Raw genomic sequence first — 15,500 nt, forward strand, 5'->3', positions numbered from 1 at the left:
GGCCATCATGACGCGCAAGCCATTGATGTTTAATGCCATTTAATGGCTGAGGTGCTGGCACAGAATATGCGGGATCTATCTGGAATAACGCGAGAATTGCCGACTTGGATCGGCGAACAATAATCCGTGATAGAGGCCTCAAATGAACGCCATCGACCTTCTGAAAACTGACCACGAAAAAGTTAAAGGCATCCTGAATCAACTCAGTGAATCCACCGATCGCGCATTAAAAAAACGTGCGGAGTTGCTGGAAAAGCTTGAACTGGAAATTACCATTCATACCCAGCTCGAGGAGCAGATTCTGTATCCGGCTTTCAAGGAAGCAGGCGGTAAGGAGCAGGATGAGATGTACTACGAGGCGAAAGAAGAACACCGCACGGTAGATTCACTGGTATTGCCAGACCTGAAATCCACCGATCCTTCTACACCCGAGTTCGCCGGCCGCGTGAAGGTGGTCAAAGAGCTTCTGGAACACCATATCGAGGAAGAGGAAACCGAGATGTTTCCTCAGGCCAAAAAGCTGCTGGGCAATGCCAAGCTCGAAGAGTTGGGCAAGGAAATGGAAGTGATGAAGGCTTCACTGAAGAAAAGTCTCAGCGGGTCGAATATGGCGGCCTGAACAAATAGATAGATGGACCTGCGGCGCAAGCAAAAGCCCGGCTTAATGCCGGGCTTTTCATTTGGCTACGCCTGGCACATCCATGTTTATCTTGCGCCAACACGCTTCAGAGAAACTGTAAACCGAGAAGGCAATCAGCCCCAGGGCCATCACCATCAAGACAAGCCATCCAGCGGGTAGACTCTGGAGTGCGTCCAGCGCTTCCTTCATGCCGGGTGGGTCCATGGCTTGATAAGCGGAACCGCTGACTGCCAGCAGCAAAGCAATTTCTATAAACACAACTCCGCGGGCGATCAGGCCGAATTGTGACACCGGACGGACGTAACGCATGACCTCGTCGTCGGCCTCAAAATACTTTTCGAACGAAGCCTTCCATCCCTTGATGATGTGAGCCACTCCAACGCCCAGTGGTATGAGCGCGATCAGATACAACAATAAATTCGAGTGCTCCCACGACAGAAGATGCGCCAGCCAATCTTTGGTCTGCTCTCCTGAATGGCTCGAGCTTCGGGTGCCGCTCACCAGCAGGCCCAATGCGAAAAACGCCAGAGCACCGTTGACCAAACCTCCTGCAAACAGGCCTGCACGAATCACCAGCCCCTTGAGTTGCACGCCGTGATGATCGACATCGCGTACGGCTTGCAGGACACGCCAAGCCGAAAATGCAAGCAGACCCGCGACCACAAGTCCCACCAGAAAATAGCCGAACGGTTGGCTCAGCAAGGCCTCCAGGCTCTTGTGACTGTCCTTCGGTTTTGTCGAGTCATGGGCTGCCATCAAGGCAAATATGCCGATGATCAAATAGAGCATTCCGCGGGAGGCGTATCCACCCCGAGCGAGTATTACCAGGTTGCGCTGCGCGGACATTGGATTTGCTTCCGAGAGGTCATAAAAGAGCAGACCGTCCTTTCTGGAGCGGGTTCTATTACAAGTCGTAGATGATCGCGCAACCTGTGGTCCCAACGGCGATGTGAGGTGTTGTTGCGGGCTGAACGATCCTGACCCATCATTTAGATTCATATTGATGCAGTGGTGCAGATGGACAAGCAACTGGCTGGCTATTCGATTGTGTTGACCATCATTTGGGTTTCAGCGGTTATCGGCGTCGTTTATTGGATGTCGAATTGAAGGTATTGGGTGGCGATGTGGAAGGCGTAGTGTTGGGCGAGAAGATTCAGCGTGAAGCTGATCGACTGCTGGCGCAGATTGTCCGGGCAGATTCGATGATCATTGCTGTCAAGGCAGGGGCGCGAGCGGATGGCTTCGTGCTGGGACTGGAAACCGGCGGGGCGTTGCGTGCCGGCGATGCCGAGCGGCTGTACATCATTTTTGAAGCCGCACTGGTGGAGCGTCTGAAGTCCTTGTCGCGAGGCTGATCAGATCAGGTGACTGGATCGAAATTCATGAACAGTCATCTGCTTGAACTATAAGATGACCACTCAGTCGGGATAGGTGCCGATTACTATTCTGAGGGTGTCATCCATGCGCAATTACACGATCACGTACCTGTTCAACGACCAGCCCTGTACCCATCAGCTCGAACTGAAGCAGCCTGAGTTGCCCATTCAGGACGCGGCCATGCACTTGTTGCAGTTACATTTCGGGGATGGCGAGAACAGCCTGATCATGCCTGATGCAGACTCCACACCCGAGGAGATTATCAAGCAGGCGAGTCTGGTCGGAATCACCCGAATCGAAGTGGCGGACGCCCAAGGCGAGTAGGGCGATCCACTTCGACTGAGCGGATGTTCCTACAAAGCCGGAAGAGAAAAGGGGACTGATTTATTTTCTGAGAAATAAATCAGTCCCCTTTTTTATGTAACTTTTGCTCAAGCGTGCTTTCAATTGCGGTAACCAGTATTCAGGTGGCGGTGGCTCATTGTTGATTGCACTTGTTGCGGAGCAGTCGCTGTGTGGCGCCCAGACGCGAGGTGTTGGGAGCGCAACGGCCTCGCGCATGGCAATGGAAGCCTCTGGCCATACAGCCTCATAAGTGAAGTGGTTCAACAACAGCGGAATTCCGTCAGCTGTCACTGAGGGGTGCCATGTTCTGCTAACAATCTGACAAGGGGTGCGTGCCTCAAAAATGGCATACGCAGAACATTCTTCGTCGTCAGGTGCAGCAATCCATAGAAGTCGATCTCCAGAAACCAGGCGCTCACGTCCGGTAATCATGCCGTTAGTAGCTGTTTGATCACGATTTAGGTAGGGAACTGGATCCTCGGAACTACCAGGGTCATCGTCGCTGAAGCCGGCGACTTGACTTGATGTGTGGGCAGCAGAAATCTCTAGGATGTCTCCCTCAGAATGCACCTGCCACAAATCGAGTATCTCAGCGCGACCAGATATAAGCTGTGCGGTATCAGCGAAGCAAATCAGCGCGAAAATCTGCCCCTCTTTGAGCGCCAAGCTTAAGCGGTCGTCTTCGACTAAGAGATGCGGCTTCTTATTCTTCCAACTTCCAATACCAGCGATGTCGATTAAGGCAAAACGAACAGCCTCGATCGCCTGATGGACGTCAACTTGAAAAAATTCGCGAGCCTCATCAAAGCGATGCTTTTCCAAATTTTTGTGAATTCTAGTTTCTAAGTCACGCGGACGAGATGTTGCAGCGCGAAACGCCACTTCAAAGCCAGTTGGGACACCCGTTGTATATAGCTTTTTTGCCCTGTCTTCAGGAAGGCTTTCTGTAAAACCAATCTTTACTAGGCCTGGCATCCCGCGATTCGTGAGCACGTAGACGAAGCCCACGCTGTGTGTTTGAGCCATCATGTTTATTCTGTCCGGTGATGTAGATCTGTAAGGTGGCTTGAATACATCGGTCAATAAGGTTCTATGTTCTCTCAGTCTTCTTACAGCAAGAAGGATACGGGAGAACAAAATATTGCCTCAACTACTACTGTTCGGATTGACCGGTTTTGGCCGAAAGCTGCCAGTCACCCAAGCAGCTTCGGTCAGCACTCATTCCCTCTGTCGCTCCGAACTAGCCGGTCGCCACAAAGGGCAAACGCTTAGCTCTTCACCTCAACATGATCCAACGCCTGATTCACCGCCAACTCACTCAACATCACCAACTGCGCAATCCCGATCGCGGTTTTGCGATGAGCAGGCTCCAGCGTCGCAGCAAAGTTATTAAGCATCTCGCTCGCCGATCCCAATGATTCACTGGCGTTGGCTAGCAGGGATTCAGTGTCGTACGCCGGGTTAGCCAGGTACATGGGGTCGTGTTTGTGGTGGCTACCCATGATCCGTTGCTGCGGTGTGAGGTAGTGATCGAGCGCGCGTTCGGCGGCTTCGTTGAGGGTTCGGGAATCGGGGAATTTGTAGGGGGAGACTGGATCGGTTTCCGGGGGATTCGGTGTTGGTTTGATCATGGTGAAACTCCTAATTATTGAAAAGGAGCCTTCACCCTCGCTACCAAACGAAGGGTGGCGGCCAATACGCGGGTTGGTAGACCGGTAACTAGGAACCCGGCGCACTCGAAAGTGCCCTGCGCATGGCCACCATCAAGTACAGACCTGCGGAGGTCTGCGAATGGCGCGCTATGCGACTAGTTAACTCGGGCTACCAAACCCCATCACTGTTTTCCAGTGACCCGGAAACGATAAAACCCGCGTCCCAGACGCACAAGCCGGCGGATTCTGGCGTAGTCGTAGGCAATGACGCAAGGCGTTGTAGCCTTGAGGAAGTAACGCTGAGTGTCCTTAAACAGCAAAGGCCGAAACCCTTAAACAACCTCCGATGGCTCCTTCAATAACCGTCGTATTGGATCTTTCCCCGGCGCTCTGCTGCCCTAGACTGGCTGCATCCCCAAGCCCTCCGGAAAGGACACCACCACCGTGCACGACTTCAACTGGCAACCCGTTCTGTCCGGCAGCACATTAAAGCTCCGACCGCTGACCGACAGTGATTTCGAGAACATGTTTCTGGCCGCGAGTGATCCAGGCATCTGGGCCGGTCATCCCGCCAATGATCGCCATGAACGGCCAGTATTTGAGGCGTATTTCGCCGCTCGATTGGCCACCGCCAAAGCGCTCACCATCATCGATAGCGAGTCCGGGCAGATTGTCGGGATGTCGAGCTACTACGTACCGCCCGACCTGCCGGAGAGTATCGCCATCGGGTACACCTTTCTGGTGCGGGCGAAGTGGGGCGGTGATGCCAATCGCGAGTTGAAGGATCTGATGCTGGCGCATGCTTTCAAGGTGTATGACACGGTCTATTTCCATATCGCGCCGACAAACATTCGCTCACAAAAAGCTGCGCTGAAGATCGGTGCGACGCACTTGTATGACGCCGAGTTGAAGCTCTCCGCTGTACCCGCCTGGTGTCAGTGTTACGGACTCACGAGGACTCAATGGGCCGGGTCAACCGATTGAATCCATGGCAGCCATAACGCTCATTCAGCCCTTATAGAGCAACGCATCCACCACAACCCCAAACGCCGACGACTGCTCCCGACGATTCGGATAGTAAAGGTGGTAACCCGCAAAGGGTTGGCACCAATCCTCAAGCACCCGCACCAGACTGCCATCAGCCAATTCCCCGGCAACCATATCTTCCGGCAGAAACCCCAAACCACATCCAGCCACCGCCGCACGCAGGATCGGCACGCTGCTGTTGAATGTCCATTGCCCCTCGACCCGGGCCTTCAGTTCGCGGCCGTCCTTTTCAAAATCCCATTGCATCAGGCTGCCGTGGGTGGGCAGGCGCAGATTGATGCAGTTGTGCGCGGCCAGATCGCCCGGCGTTATGGGAATCGGGCGGTTTTTGAAGTACTGGGGGGAGCCCACGACAGCGATGCGCAGCGAAGGGCCGATGGGCACGGCGATCATGTCTTTGGCCACCTGTTCACCCAGGCGAACACCGGCGTCAAAGCGTTGCGCAACGATGTCGGTGAGGGCGTAGTCGACAATGATCTCGACTTTGATGTCGGGGTAGTCAGGCAGCACCTTCGACAGCTTGGGCCAGAGAATATTGTTCGCCGCATGTTCGGACGCCGAGATCCGCACACTGCCGGCCGGGGTGTCGCGAAACTCGCTGACCGCGGCAAGCTCCAGTTCGATCTCATCGAAGCGTGGCGCCATTGATTGATACAGGCGTTGACCTGCTTCGGTCGGCGAAACGCTGCGGGTGGTTCGCGTCAGCAGGCGCACGCCCAGCCGTGTTTCCAGAGTGCGCATGGTGTGGCTCAGCGCTGATTGCGAGACGCCCAGTTGTGCGGCCGCGCGGGTGAAGCTGCCTTCGCGGGCGATGACCACGAAGGCTTGCAGATCGTTGAGATTGGCGCGGGACATTGATGAGAACCTCTCATGAGGGGCGCGGGATTGATCCATGAAAGCAGGTTGCGCACGGATGCGCGACCCCCACAGAGTTCATTACAAGGTACGGGCGTAAAACCCGCTCAGCTTGCCGATGGCGGCATCTACATAGCGCGGCACCCAATAGGTTTCGATGTGGGTGGCGCCCTCGAGGATGAACACTTCCTTGTCCGTGGTGCCAGTGGCTTTGGGGAAGGCGTCCTGAGTCATGTACAGGCTGTCAGCCTTGCTGCCGGCGATCATCAGCAACGGTTGATTGATCAGCTCGATCTGGTTGGTGGCGTCAAAGCGCATCAGGTCGATGAGGCTGCTGGTGGTGTATTTGAACGTCGAGTTCGGGTGCGCGTGGGTCTTCCAGTAATACTCGTAGCCCTGGCGATAGAGTTCGAACGGCAATTTGGCGATCTGCTCATCCGTCAGGTTGGCATCACCGGAATACAACACCGCGCCACCGGCGGCTTCCTGCGCGCGGGCCGCCGATGCCTGTTGCAGACGTTGCTGAATGCTGTCCATCTGCGAGTCGTTGTAGCCGTTGCGGCGCACCCGGCCCGAGTTGAACATGCTGACGGTCGCCAGCGATTTGAAGCGCTTGTCGGTTTGTGCCGCCGCCAGCGAATAACCGCCACCGCCACAGATGCCGAGCAGGCCCAGGCGTTTGTCATCGACGCCGGCAAACTGGCTGATGAAGTCGGCCATGCCGTGAATGTCTTCGATGCGATACGCGGGTTTATCGATGCTGCGCGGCTGACCACCGCTGGCGCCCTGATACGCCGCATCGGCGGTGATGGTGATGTAACCCTGTTCGGCCAGACGCTGGGCGTACAAACCGGCGACTTGTTCTTTCACGCCACCATTCGGGTGTGCGACGACCACGGTCGGGTAGGTTCGCTTCGCGTCGTAGTTGGCCGGGGTGTAGACGTTGGCGGCGATGTCGAGTCCGTTGAGTTTGTAGCTGACCGGATGAATGTTGACCTTGCCCGGTTCGTTCCTGGTGAGCGCGCCGTCATAGGCGAGGGTGAACGGGTTCTTTTTGTAGTCGGCGGCCAGGGATTCGCCGGCACAGAGGCCGACCAATGCCGACATGACCGTGGCTTTGAGAGTGTTTTTCACGTGAAGCTCCTGAGCAATCAAAAGGGCGGCAGTCGAAAGAAGGGGACGGGTCAATCCAGCTGTTTTTCTTTGAGGAATTGCGCCACCAGATCGGCGATCTGCACGTTGTTCAGATCCGACATGGGGAAGTGGGTATTGCCGTGGATGCCGATCTCCGGCAGGTGAATCAGGCGTACATCGCCGCCGTGCCGATTGACCGCGTCACGCCATAGCCGCGCCATCTTCAGGCGGGCGCGCCAGCTGTCCTGAGCAGGCAGGTCGACGGCCTGTTCCGGGATGTTGTCGCCGTAGAGGATCAGAATCGGAATACGCGTCAGCGCCATGAATTGCTCGATGGGCACTGCTGCGCCTTGCACCGTGTCGAACGCGCTGGGAATCGGCACCGGCATTTCACCTTCGGCGAACACAAAGCTGCTGCCAGGCTCGAACGCCACGATGGCCTTGACCTTGTCGTTCTTGATCGCCGTCAACCAGCCCGGTCCGCCACCCTGGGAATGGGTGAACAAGATGCCCGGGCCGATTCGATCAAAAACGGCTGATACACCATCGGAGACCACGCCCATGTCGAAAGGCCCGGTGTTCGGCGTCATCGCACGAAAAAACTGCTCGCGGCTCTGCGCGTCCCGCGCCACTTGTACGCCGTTGAAGTAGTTCGGCCACAGGCCAATGCGGAACTGGTTGAACCACAGTTGCTCGTCCGGCACAGGCTTGATGGTCGTCTCGACACTGCTGCGACCCGCATCACCGCGACGAGGCTGATCAATCAGATAGACACCGTAGTGGCGGCGCAGAAACAGGTTCTGAAACCCCTCGCGGCCATCGGCGGTGGTTTCCCAGGTCTTGGAAAACTGACCGGCGCCGTGCCACATGACGATGGGCAGTTTTCGTGCATCGACCGGGATCTGGTAGAACGCGTAGGCGTGGTCGCCGTGGTAGGTCTGGCCGTCGGGCGTCAGCGGTTTGCGCGGATTGAAGGTGCCCGGTGCGGTGGTCATGGTTCCGCCAGCGGCGAAGCTGCCTTGTTTCTGAATCACTAACGGGCTTTCGGGCTGGTTCGCGCAGGCGCTCAACAGGCTTAACAGAGTGAGAACCGGCAGGGTTTTGGCAGGCATCATGTCATTTCACCGAAGCCGCGAGGGCTTGGGTCAGCGCCGTGTTGGCCCGTTCGACGGTCTGTGCATCGCTGTGCTTTTTCAATTGCTCGGTGACTTGGCGCAACTGCGTTGCGCTGAGCCCCACGCGCAGACTCGCCAGCATGTGCGAGCGCAATTGCGGTTCCACGCCCGGAGTCGCCGCCAGCGCGCCGACGGTCGCCAGTTCACGGCTTTGCCAGTCGAGGTTGTCACGCTCGAAGATGTCGCCGAACAGGTGGGTTTGCAGGAACCGGTTGATCACCGGAGCAAACTCGAACACCGGGCCTTTGACCAGGGCGCCGGAAATCTTCGTTTGATTGGCGGTGCCAGCTTTAAGCAGTTCTTCGCCGGTTGGAATTGCCCGGCTTGGCTCACGTCCCGGCGCATCCTCGATGCCGCGTTGCTTGCGCGCTTGCACCACGGACATCAACTCATTCAAGGCATTGAGGCTGCGCGGGAAGCCGACGTAGGCGTAGAGCTGCACGAGAATTTCCCGTGCTTCGCTGACGGTCAGACCCGCGTCGAGTCCCTGGTTGAGCGCCACGTTGAGGTTGGGCATGTCGCTGGTGGCCATGAACGCGGCGATCAGGGGAATCGCCTGCTGTTTCTTCGACAGTGTGTCGATGCTGGCTTGTGTGCCGGTCGTGTCTTGCGGTGTCGCTGGATCGTATTGGGCCTGCGAGACTTTCTCGGCCCAGGTGACCGTCTTGCCGTCCTCGGCTTCAGCAATCGCAATGTGCGTCATGCCGGTGCTCGCTGTGGCGCCATGCCAGTGACGGGTGAGCGGGGGGATCCAGACAATGTCGCCCGGGCGGATTTCCTGACGCGGCCCGCCTTCTTGCTGCACGTAGCCAACCCCGGCCGTGACGATCAGCGTTTGCCCCAACGGATGGGTATGCCACGCGGTGCGTGCGCCGGGCTCGAAGGTCACTGTGCCGCCGCCGACCCGCGCCGGCAGATCGCCCTTGAACAGGCCGTCCACGCGCACTGTGCCGGTGAAGTTTTCGGGTGCGCCCTGGATGGAAGGTTGAGAGCCTTTCGGGGTAATGCGGATTTCACTGGTGGCTGGGGCTTCTGCGCTGATGAGCGATAAGGCAACGAATGGCGCGATCAGTCGGTTCATCGGCCGACCCTCGCCTTGAGCGCTTCGGGATAGCGCTCGCCCTCGATATGGATCTGCGCGAGTGCCGTATCAATTGCCTTGAGTTCGCTGGCGTCGAGCGTGATGTCAGCGCCACCGAGGTTTTCTTCCAGGCGATGCAGTTTGGTTGTACCGGGAATCGGCACAATCCACGGTGCCTGCGCGAGCAGCCAGGCCAATGCGATCTGCGCCGGTGTCGCTTGTTTCTGCGCGGCGATCTGCCGGATCAACACCACCAGCCCCTGATTGGCCTGCAACGCCGACTGGCTGAACCGCGGGACGATGCTGCGAAAATCGTCACTGCCGTAAGTGGTTTCGGCAGACACGGTGCCGGTAAGGAAACCCTTGCCCAGCGGGCTGAACGGCACGAAGCCGATGCCCAGCTCCCACAGCGTTGGCAGAATGTCTTGCTCGGGCTCGCGCCACCACAATGAATATTCGCTTTGCAGCGCCGTGACCGGTTGCACGGCATGGGCGCGGCGGATGGTTTGTGCACCGGCCTCCGACAGACCGAAATGTTTGACCTTGCCTTCGCCAATCAGCGCTTTCACCACACCGGCCACGTCCTCGATCGGCACGTCCGGATCGACCCGATGCTGGTAGAGCAAATCGATGTAATCGGTCTTCAACCGACGCAACGAACCCTCGACGGCGATCCGGATATGTTCGGGGCGGCTGTTGAGGATCTGCTGTTTATTGTCGTCGCCGAAGGTAAAGCCGAACTTGGTGGCGATGACCACTTGATCGCGGACCGGCGCCAGCGCTTCGCCCACCACTTGTTCATTCAGGTAAGGGCCATAGACCTCGGCGGTATCGAAGAACGTCACACCTTGATCAACCGCTGAGCGGATCACGGAAATGGTTTGTCGAGTATCGGTGGCGGGGCCGTAGCCATGGCTCAAACCCATGTAGCCAAAGCCCAGGGCCGAGACTTCGAGTGAACTGTTGCCGAGTGTGCGCTTTTGCATTCTGATCTCCCGTCGTTTGGCGTTGGGAGAACAGTAAGCGAGCGCAGGAGAGGGGACTAGACGGGTAAATCGGCAAGGGTTTATGAGTTGCGCTCATCAATCCGACAGGACCGGTGAGCGCCAGGTGATTTCAGCGGCTCACGAGGTTTTCTCGAACCCATTGCTCCGCGCTGGTGACTTGAATGGATTGCTGTTCGTTGAACGTGCCAGCTTTCGGCCAGGCCACGCCTCTGCCTTGCGCGAACACGGCGCGATACTTTTTGATGTGGTGGGTGGGATCTTTTTCAAGTTCCTGGATCAGGTGCTCAACAGTCCAGACGTTGCGTTTGAACGGACGTTCAAGCACCCGTTCAAGGATGCTCGCCACTTGTCCGTAGGTCACGGTGTCGCCGGAAAGGTAGACGATCTGATTGCGAAAACGAGGTTCGAAGAAGACGATTTCGGCGGTCAACCTGCCGATGTCTTGCGGTGTGGTGAGCGTCACGCTGTTGTCGAGACTGCCGAGGGCGTTCACGGCGTCGTTTTCGAAGTCCACCACCTCAAACACTGGCTCGAACAGGAAGCTGGTGAACATGCCCGTCGAGATGATGACCCACTCGGTTTTATCCTGGGCGCGGAGCAATTCGCGCACATCGAGTTGAGCATCAAACAAATCCTGAGGACTGCCTCGCCCGATGACCTCGAAATCCACGCCAAACTGCCAGGGAAAGTAGCGCTTCACACCGGCCTTGAGCGCTGCGGTGGCAAGCTTCATCGGCGTTTCCCGACCCGCCACCATGCCTGCGCAGCCGATGACGGTATCGAATCGGGCGAAGACTTCAGCCAGCTGATCGATCGAATCACTCACCAGGTCGGCGGCGACCATTTGGATCCCCAGACTCCGCAGCTCATCGATTTCTGCCTTTTTCTCCGGCATCTGGGTGCTGATGGTCGAGGACCGAAGGAGGACACTTACTGTAGAGCCCGGGGCGCGTTTTGCCACATTTGCGAGATTGCGCAAAACCGGCAGGCCGAGTTCGCCGGCGCCGAGTACGAGAATCGATTGGGGGGAAAGCTGTGTGACTTCGGTCATGATGTCTCCTGAAACCTGCTGTCTGTAAGATGGGCAAATACTTGCACCATTCGACAGCACCAGTAAGAAGGCACACGTGTGATACCGGGAGGAGAAATGACCGACCAAGAGACTCTTGGCCAGGCAGAAATGATCTGCCAGACGCTGAGAGACGATGATGACGGCGTCCGTCGAGAAGTCCTCACGCATGCCGGCAGTCGCTGGTCGTTGGGCATCCTGCACGCCTTGGGTGTGTACGGCACGATGCGCCATGCCGAGATCAAGCGACAGATGAGGGGCGTGACTCAGCGCATGTTGACCAAGACGCTGCGCTCACTGGAGCGTGATGGTCTTCTGATTCGGCGGGAGTTCGGTGAAGTTCCGCCGCGTGTCGAATACGAGCTTACGCCACTGGGCATGGGGCTTTTGGTCCGTATGTCGCCTGTGTGGACGTGGGTGGTCGAAAACGTCGACGACATTCGCAAGGCACGTCGTGCTTTCGACACTCAGGTTGACCAAAAACCTTCTTGGCAAGTCCCCACGCCCATGGCAGTGGATTCAGAGGTGCCTTAGTGAATCGGCACGGGCGCGTTGCTTCAGAGAAAAGGGGACATCAGTCCCCTTTTTGATTTTTTGCCATTTTCTGTCTCGGCATTGAGGATTCGGGTCGGCTTTTACAAAACTAGCTAAGCAAGTTAGCTATATGCTAGTGTCGCTCGCCTCAAACCGAATCCCTCGATCTCCGGACAAGACCTGCGCATGTCATTACCCACATCACCGCCCAATCCTGCCGAAGATCCACGCACCCTACAAATCGCCAGCGATGCCGTTGGCCAGCAGTTGCAACAGATCGCCATCCTGACCCGTGCTGCGGCCGGCCAGTTGGGCGTGATGCTGGGCATCAATCAGACCGACGTGGCGGCGCTGGAGCATCTGATCACCGACGGGCCGTTGCCGCCGACCGAGCTTGCTTCGCGTCTGTCCGTGACCACGGCGGGCATCACCCAGGTTATCGACCGGCTGGAGCGCGCCGGGCACGTGGTTCGCGAGCGACAGCTCAACGACAAGCGCCGGGTGCTGGTGTGCCCGGTGCCGGCGTCAGTGGCGCAGGCCTATCGGCATATCGCGCCCATGCTCAATGGGTTGAGCGCGGTGCTGGGGGCGCTCGACGACCGGGATCGTGCAGTCATCGAGACCTTTCTGGGCCGGGTGATCGAGGTCTACCGCAACACGTTGCCGGGCAGCACGACCGTCACTTCTGAAACGCAGGACGCAGAATGAAACCACAGAAAATACTCGTCACCGGTGCAAGCATCGCCGGCCCCGCGTTGGCGTATTGGCTGTCGCGTCAGGGCATGGACGTCACGGTGGTCGAGCGGGCGCCGGCGTTTCGCGATGGCGGGCAAACCATCGATGTGCGCGGCGCCGGGCGTGAAGTGGTGCGGCGCATGGGGCTGGAGGAGCTGATTCGTGCGAACACGACGCACGAGCAGGGCATCGCTTTCGTTGACCGCGACAACCAGACCAAGGCGTTCATCGGGGTCGATGCGTTTGACGGTGACGGGCCGATCGCGGAGCTGGAAATCCTGCGTGGTGAGCTCGCCAAGCTGTTGATCCAGCACAGCGAAGACCGAGTTACGTACCGGTTCGGCGACAGCATCGAAACCATCGAGGACGATGGCGAGCAGGTTCACGTGCGTTTCGAGCAGGGCGGAGAGCAGGTGTTCGATCTGGTGATCGTGGCCGAAGGGATCGGTTCGACAACCCGCAATCAGGTGTTCGGCGATGAAGTGAAGCGGCGCCCCCTCGATCTCTACACGGCCTATTTCACCGTGCCTCGACAGCCGAGCGACGGCCAGGTGATGCGCTGGCACAACTTGCCGGGCGGTCGCTGCGTCTGTTTACGTCCTGACAACCTCGGCACCACGCGCGCGTTTTTGTCTTTTCAGCAGGCGCCGAGCGGATACGAGAAGCTGTCGCAGGACGAACAGAAATCCTTGTTAAAAAAACTGTTTGCCGACGCGGGTTGGGAGACGCCTCGCGTGCTCGCCGCGCTGGATGACACGACTGACCTTTATCTGGAAGCGGTGGGTCAGGTCAAAATGCCCCATTGGTCCAAGGGGCGCATCGCGCTGCTCGGGGACGCGGCGTATTGTGCGTCGCCCATCAGCGGCATGGGCACCAGCCTTGGACTGTGCGGCGCCTACGTGCTGGCCGGAGAACTCGGGCGCCACGCCGATCACCATCAGGCCTTCGCCGCCTATGAAGCGCTGATGCGTCCATTCGTGGCTCAGGCGCAAAGCGTGCCCAAGTTCGCCCCAAGGCTGGCCTCGCCGCATTCGCGTCTGGGCATTGCACTCGGCCATGCCGTGCTGCGGATGGCCACTGCGCCGGGGCTCAAGAAACTGTTCGGCAAAATCCTTTCGCCGAAAGCCGACGCCATCGTCCTGCCTGACTACGACGACTCACCGCGAGCATAAACCTCACAACTCGATCGCCCAGGTCTGGCTCACCAGCTCTTTGCCGAAGCTGTGAATCGGCTCTTCCTCGACCAACTCAAACCCCGCCCGCTGATACAACCGGCGGGCATCCACCAGATTGCTGGTGGTCCACAGAATCATCTTTTTGTAGCCGATATCACGGGCAAACCGCAGGCATTCCTCGACCAGCCGATTGCCGATTCCCAAGCCCCGCGCGCTGGCATCCACGTAGAGCATGCGCAGTTTTGCGGTGGTTTCGTCGTGGCGGATGACGAACACCGAACCCACCACCTTGCCGTCCTTCTCCGCAATCCAGCAGCGCTCGCCCGTGGGGTCGAATTCGCGCAGGTATTTGGCGACAACCTCTGACACCAGCGCTTCGAACTCTGAATTCCAGCCGTACTCACGGCTGTAGATCGCCGTCTGCTGATGCACCACCAGGCCCATGTCACCGGGTTGCGGATCGCGCAGCAGATAGGTCGTCGGTTGGCCACCTTCGAGCAGGGTTTGAATCTGCTTCATCGAGGCGATCAGTTGCAGTTGCTGCGGTTCGGCCAGGCGTTCGAGCAGGGTGATGACCTCTTGCCGCGAGGCTTGCTCCAGCGGCGCGAGGATCTCGCGGCCGAGGTCGGTGATGTGCAATTGACTGGCGCGAGCGTCGGTGGCGGAGGGGACTTTCTGGATCAGGCCCTTTTTGTCGAAACCGCTGATGATCCGGCTCATGTAACCCGCGTCGAGGCCGAGCATCTGGCGCAGGTCGGCGCTGGTCAGGTCACCGCCGGAGGCGAGTTCGTAGAGGATGCGCAACTCGGTCAGCGAGTAATCGCTTTGCAGCAGATGCTCCTGCAACACGCCGATCTGATGGGTGTAGAAGCGGTTGAATTGCCGAACGATGTCGGCGCGGTCGGTGATTGCGGACATGGTGGGATGCTCAAATGATTGCCTTAGGCAACTATATAGTTGCCTAAGGCAATCAAGTCAAATGAATGATTTCCTGATCCCGAACGCAAAGTCCTCCGGATCGAACCGCTCAGTCGTGTCCATTTGTATGTTTCTGAGCCTCACCGTTTCCAGGTGTGTGGCGTAGAGCGATTCGGAAAAACAGGTGATCAACAGGGTGCGCCGGCGTGCGCCGCTGGCGTTCAGGCTACCGGCGTGGATCAGGTCGGCATCGAAGATCAGGATGTCGCCCGCGCTGCCCGTCAGTTGCACGGATCGGGACTCGTCAGTGGAGTCGAACGGGGGCTCGCTCAGAGCAGGGCGATGGCTGCTGGGAACGATGCGGGTTGCACCGTTTTCCGGGCCGTAATCGTCGAGGTACACCAGCGCGTTGACGGTGTCGCCGGGGCGTTGCGCCGACAAGTCGCGGTGCAACTGTTGGTGGCCGCCATTGGCGAGCGGTTCGCGGCCCTCGACCTGAGAGAGGAAGAAGCGCTCGCCGATCAACTCGCCCACCACGGTCAGCAATTGTGGCAATCGGCACACGGCCTGAACGGTCGGGTCAGTGTCCAGCTGCGAATGGCGCCAGTCGCTGCCACGGGGCACGGGCCATTCGCTTGAAGGCTTCACGCCTGCATCGAAGACTGCACGCAGATTGTCCAGCCATGTCGGCGCAATTGCCTGGCGCAGCAGCACGTAGCCGTTTCGATGGAGTTGCTCGCGATCAGCCACAGATGT

The 15,500-nt window shown here is 58.2% G+C and carries 18 protein-coding genes; 7 read left to right on the forward strand and 11 right to left on the reverse strand.

Annotated elements, in window-relative coordinates; translation table 11 throughout:
• Positions 1–142 precede the first annotated feature (142 nt).
• The gene (locus ABTV87_RS13105) at positions 143–619 is read left to right on the forward strand and encodes a hemerythrin domain-containing protein (RefSeq protein WP_375746931.1); all 477 of its coding nucleotides are present in this window, start codon (positions 143–145) and stop codon (positions 617–619) included.
• Between the two features lie 57 nt (positions 620–676).
• Here ABTV87_RS13105 and ABTV87_RS13110 read toward each other — a convergent pair whose 3' ends face one another.
• Complete coding sequence (locus ABTV87_RS13110) at positions 677–1,486, reverse strand: DUF1206 domain-containing protein (protein ID WP_433899691.1); 810 nt, start codon at positions 1,484–1,486, stop codon at positions 677–679.
• Positions 1,487–1,764: 278 nt separating this feature from the next.
• Between ABTV87_RS13110 and ABTV87_RS13115 the strand changes: the two genes are divergently transcribed.
• Entirely contained in the window at positions 1,765–1,995 is a 231-nt protein-coding gene (locus tag ABTV87_RS13115) for a hypothetical protein (protein WP_085747576.1), read from the forward strand.
• 106 nt (positions 1,996–2,101) lie between these two features.
• Complete coding sequence (locus tag ABTV87_RS13120; protein ID WP_433899692.1) at positions 2,102–2,341, forward strand: hypothetical protein; 240 nt, start codon at positions 2,102–2,104, stop codon at positions 2,339–2,341.
• A gap of 60 nt (positions 2,342–2,401) precedes the next feature.
• Here the strand turns inward: ABTV87_RS13120 and ABTV87_RS13125 are convergent, their stop codons facing one another.
• Both ABTV87_RS13125 and ABTV87_RS13130 read right to left on the reverse strand, forming a co-directional pair.
• Complete coding sequence (locus ABTV87_RS13125) at positions 2,402–3,391, reverse strand: GIY-YIG nuclease family protein (protein ID WP_260404408.1); 990 nt, start codon at positions 3,389–3,391, stop codon at positions 2,402–2,404.
• 239 nt (positions 3,392–3,630) lie between these two features.
• Positions 3,631–3,993 (reverse strand): DUF6124 family protein, encoded by a 363-nt coding sequence (locus tag ABTV87_RS13130; RefSeq protein ID WP_192564712.1) that lies wholly within the window; start codon positions 3,991–3,993, stop codon positions 3,631–3,633.
• Positions 3,994–4,458: 465 nt separating this feature from the next.
• Here ABTV87_RS13130 and ABTV87_RS13135 point away from each other — a divergent pair, with 465 nt between their 5' ends.
• Entirely contained in the window at positions 4,459–4,998 is a 540-nt protein-coding gene (locus tag ABTV87_RS13135; RefSeq protein ID WP_433899693.1) for a GNAT family N-acetyltransferase, read from the forward strand.
• A gap of 24 nt (positions 4,999–5,022) precedes the next feature.
• Here the strand turns inward: ABTV87_RS13135 and ABTV87_RS13140 are convergent, their stop codons facing one another.
• From ABTV87_RS13140 to ABTV87_RS13165, 6 genes are all read right to left on the reverse strand, one after another.
• Entirely contained in the window at positions 5,023–5,916 is an 894-nt protein-coding gene (locus ABTV87_RS13140; RefSeq protein ID WP_433899694.1) for a LysR family transcriptional regulator, read from the reverse strand.
• A gap of 81 nt (positions 5,917–5,997) precedes the next feature.
• Entirely contained in the window at positions 5,998–7,050 is a 1,053-nt protein-coding gene (locus ABTV87_RS13145) for an alpha/beta hydrolase (RefSeq protein ID WP_433899695.1), read from the reverse strand.
• A gap of 50 nt (positions 7,051–7,100) precedes the next feature.
• Complete coding sequence (locus tag ABTV87_RS13150; protein ID WP_433899854.1) at positions 7,101–8,045, reverse strand: alpha/beta hydrolase; 945 nt, start codon at positions 8,043–8,045, stop codon at positions 7,101–7,103.
• 121 nt (positions 8,046–8,166) lie between these two features.
• A complete protein-coding gene (locus tag ABTV87_RS13155; RefSeq protein ID WP_433899696.1) occupies positions 8,167–9,306 on the reverse strand; it encodes a (R)-mandelonitrile lyase in 1,140 nt (379 codons plus the stop codon).
• Entirely contained in the window at positions 9,303–10,292 is a 990-nt protein-coding gene (locus ABTV87_RS13160; protein ID WP_433899697.1) for an aldo/keto reductase, read from the reverse strand. Before ABTV87_RS13160 ends, ABTV87_RS13155 begins: the two co-directional genes overlap by 4 nt.
• 130 nt (positions 10,293–10,422) lie before the next feature.
• A complete protein-coding gene (locus ABTV87_RS13165) occupies positions 10,423–11,364 on the reverse strand; it encodes an aromatic alcohol reductase (protein WP_085604486.1) in 942 nt (313 codons plus the stop codon).
• Positions 11,365–11,460: 96 nt separating this feature from the next.
• On the opposite strand from ABTV87_RS13165, the gene ABTV87_RS13170 reads away from it, so the two are divergent.
• The 3 genes from ABTV87_RS13170 to ABTV87_RS13180 all read left to right on the forward strand — a co-directional run bounded on the left by ABTV87_RS13170 (position 11,461) and on the right by ABTV87_RS13180 (position 13,823).
• Positions 11,461–11,916: a winged helix-turn-helix transcriptional regulator gene (locus ABTV87_RS13170; RefSeq protein WP_085604483.1), complete on the forward strand. Its 456-nt coding sequence runs from the start codon at positions 11,461–11,463 to the stop codon at positions 11,914–11,916.
• A 186-nt stretch (positions 11,917–12,102) separates the two neighbouring features.
• A complete protein-coding gene (locus ABTV87_RS13175) occupies positions 12,103–12,624 on the forward strand; it encodes a MarR family winged helix-turn-helix transcriptional regulator (RefSeq protein WP_258713431.1) in 522 nt (173 codons plus the stop codon).
• A complete protein-coding gene (locus ABTV87_RS13180; RefSeq protein ID WP_258713432.1) occupies positions 12,621–13,823 on the forward strand; it encodes an FAD-dependent monooxygenase in 1,203 nt (400 codons plus the stop codon). Before ABTV87_RS13175 ends, ABTV87_RS13180 begins: the two co-directional genes overlap by 4 nt.
• 3 nt (positions 13,824–13,826) lie before the next feature.
• On the opposite strand, the gene ABTV87_RS13185 is transcribed toward ABTV87_RS13180, so the two are convergent.
• Together ABTV87_RS13185 and ABTV87_RS13190 are read right to left on the reverse strand one after the other, a co-directional pair.
• Positions 13,827–14,744, reverse strand: a complete 918-nt coding sequence (locus ABTV87_RS13185; RefSeq protein WP_433899698.1) for a bifunctional helix-turn-helix transcriptional regulator/GNAT family N-acetyltransferase — start codon at positions 14,742–14,744, stop codon at positions 13,827–13,829.
• A 57-nt stretch (positions 14,745–14,801) separates the two neighbouring features.
• Entirely contained in the window at positions 14,802–15,494 is a 693-nt protein-coding gene (locus tag ABTV87_RS13190) for a phytanoyl-CoA dioxygenase family protein (RefSeq protein ID WP_433899699.1), read from the reverse strand.
• Positions 15,495–15,500: the final 6 nt, after the last annotated feature.

Source organism: Pseudomonas sp. PSE1(2024), assembly GCF_050990555.1.
GTDB lineage: Bacteria > Pseudomonadota > Gammaproteobacteria > Pseudomonadales > Pseudomonadaceae > Aquipseudomonas > Aquipseudomonas aphyarum.

Excerpts from the sequence above, each read along its gene's own strand:
- ABTV87_RS13130 (WP_192564712.1), bottom strand. The coding sequence starts at position 3,993 with ATGATCAAACCAACACCGAATCCCCCGGAAACCGATCCAGTCTCCCCC.
- ABTV87_RS13140 (WP_433899694.1), bottom strand. The coding sequence starts at position 5,916 with ATGTCCCGCGCCAATCTCAACGATCTGCAAGCCTTCGTGGTCATCGCC.
- ABTV87_RS13170 (WP_085604483.1), top strand. The coding sequence starts at position 11,461 with ATGACCGACCAAGAGACTCTTGGCCAGGCAGAAATGATCTGCCAGACG.
- ABTV87_RS13175 (WP_258713431.1), top strand. The coding sequence starts at position 12,103 with ATGTCATTACCCACATCACCGCCCAATCCTGCCGAAGATCCACGCACC.
- ABTV87_RS13185 (WP_433899698.1), bottom strand. The coding sequence starts at position 14,744 with ATGTCCGCAATCACCGACCGCGCCGACATCGTTCGGCAATTCAACCGC.
- ABTV87_RS13160 (WP_433899697.1), bottom strand. The coding sequence starts at position 10,292 with ATGCAAAAGCGCACACTCGGCAACAGTTCACTCGAAGTCTCGGCCCTG.
- ABTV87_RS13165 (WP_085604486.1), bottom strand. The coding sequence starts at position 11,364 with ATGACCGAAGTCACACAGCTTTCCCCCCAATCGATTCTCGTACTCGGC.
- ABTV87_RS13110 (WP_433899691.1), bottom strand. The coding sequence starts at position 1,486 with ATGTCCGCGCAGCGCAACCTGGTAATACTCGCTCGGGGTGGATACGCC.
- ABTV87_RS13125 (WP_260404408.1), bottom strand. The coding sequence starts at position 3,391 with ATGATGGCTCAAACACACAGCGTGGGCTTCGTCTACGTGCTCACGAAT.
- ABTV87_RS13105 (WP_375746931.1), top strand. The coding sequence starts at position 143 with ATGAACGCCATCGACCTTCTGAAAACTGACCACGAAAAAGTTAAAGGC.
- ABTV87_RS13155 (WP_433899696.1), bottom strand. The coding sequence starts at position 9,306 with ATGAACCGACTGATCGCGCCATTCGTTGCCTTATCGCTCATCAGCGCA.
- ABTV87_RS13180 (WP_258713432.1), top strand. The coding sequence starts at position 12,621 with ATGAAACCACAGAAAATACTCGTCACCGGTGCAAGCATCGCCGGCCCC.
- ABTV87_RS13120 (WP_433899692.1), top strand. The coding sequence starts at position 2,102 with ATGCGCAATTACACGATCACGTACCTGTTCAACGACCAGCCCTGTACC.
- ABTV87_RS13150 (WP_433899854.1), bottom strand. The coding sequence starts at position 8,045 with ATGACCACCGCACCGGGCACCTTCAATCCGCGCAAACCGCTGACGCCC.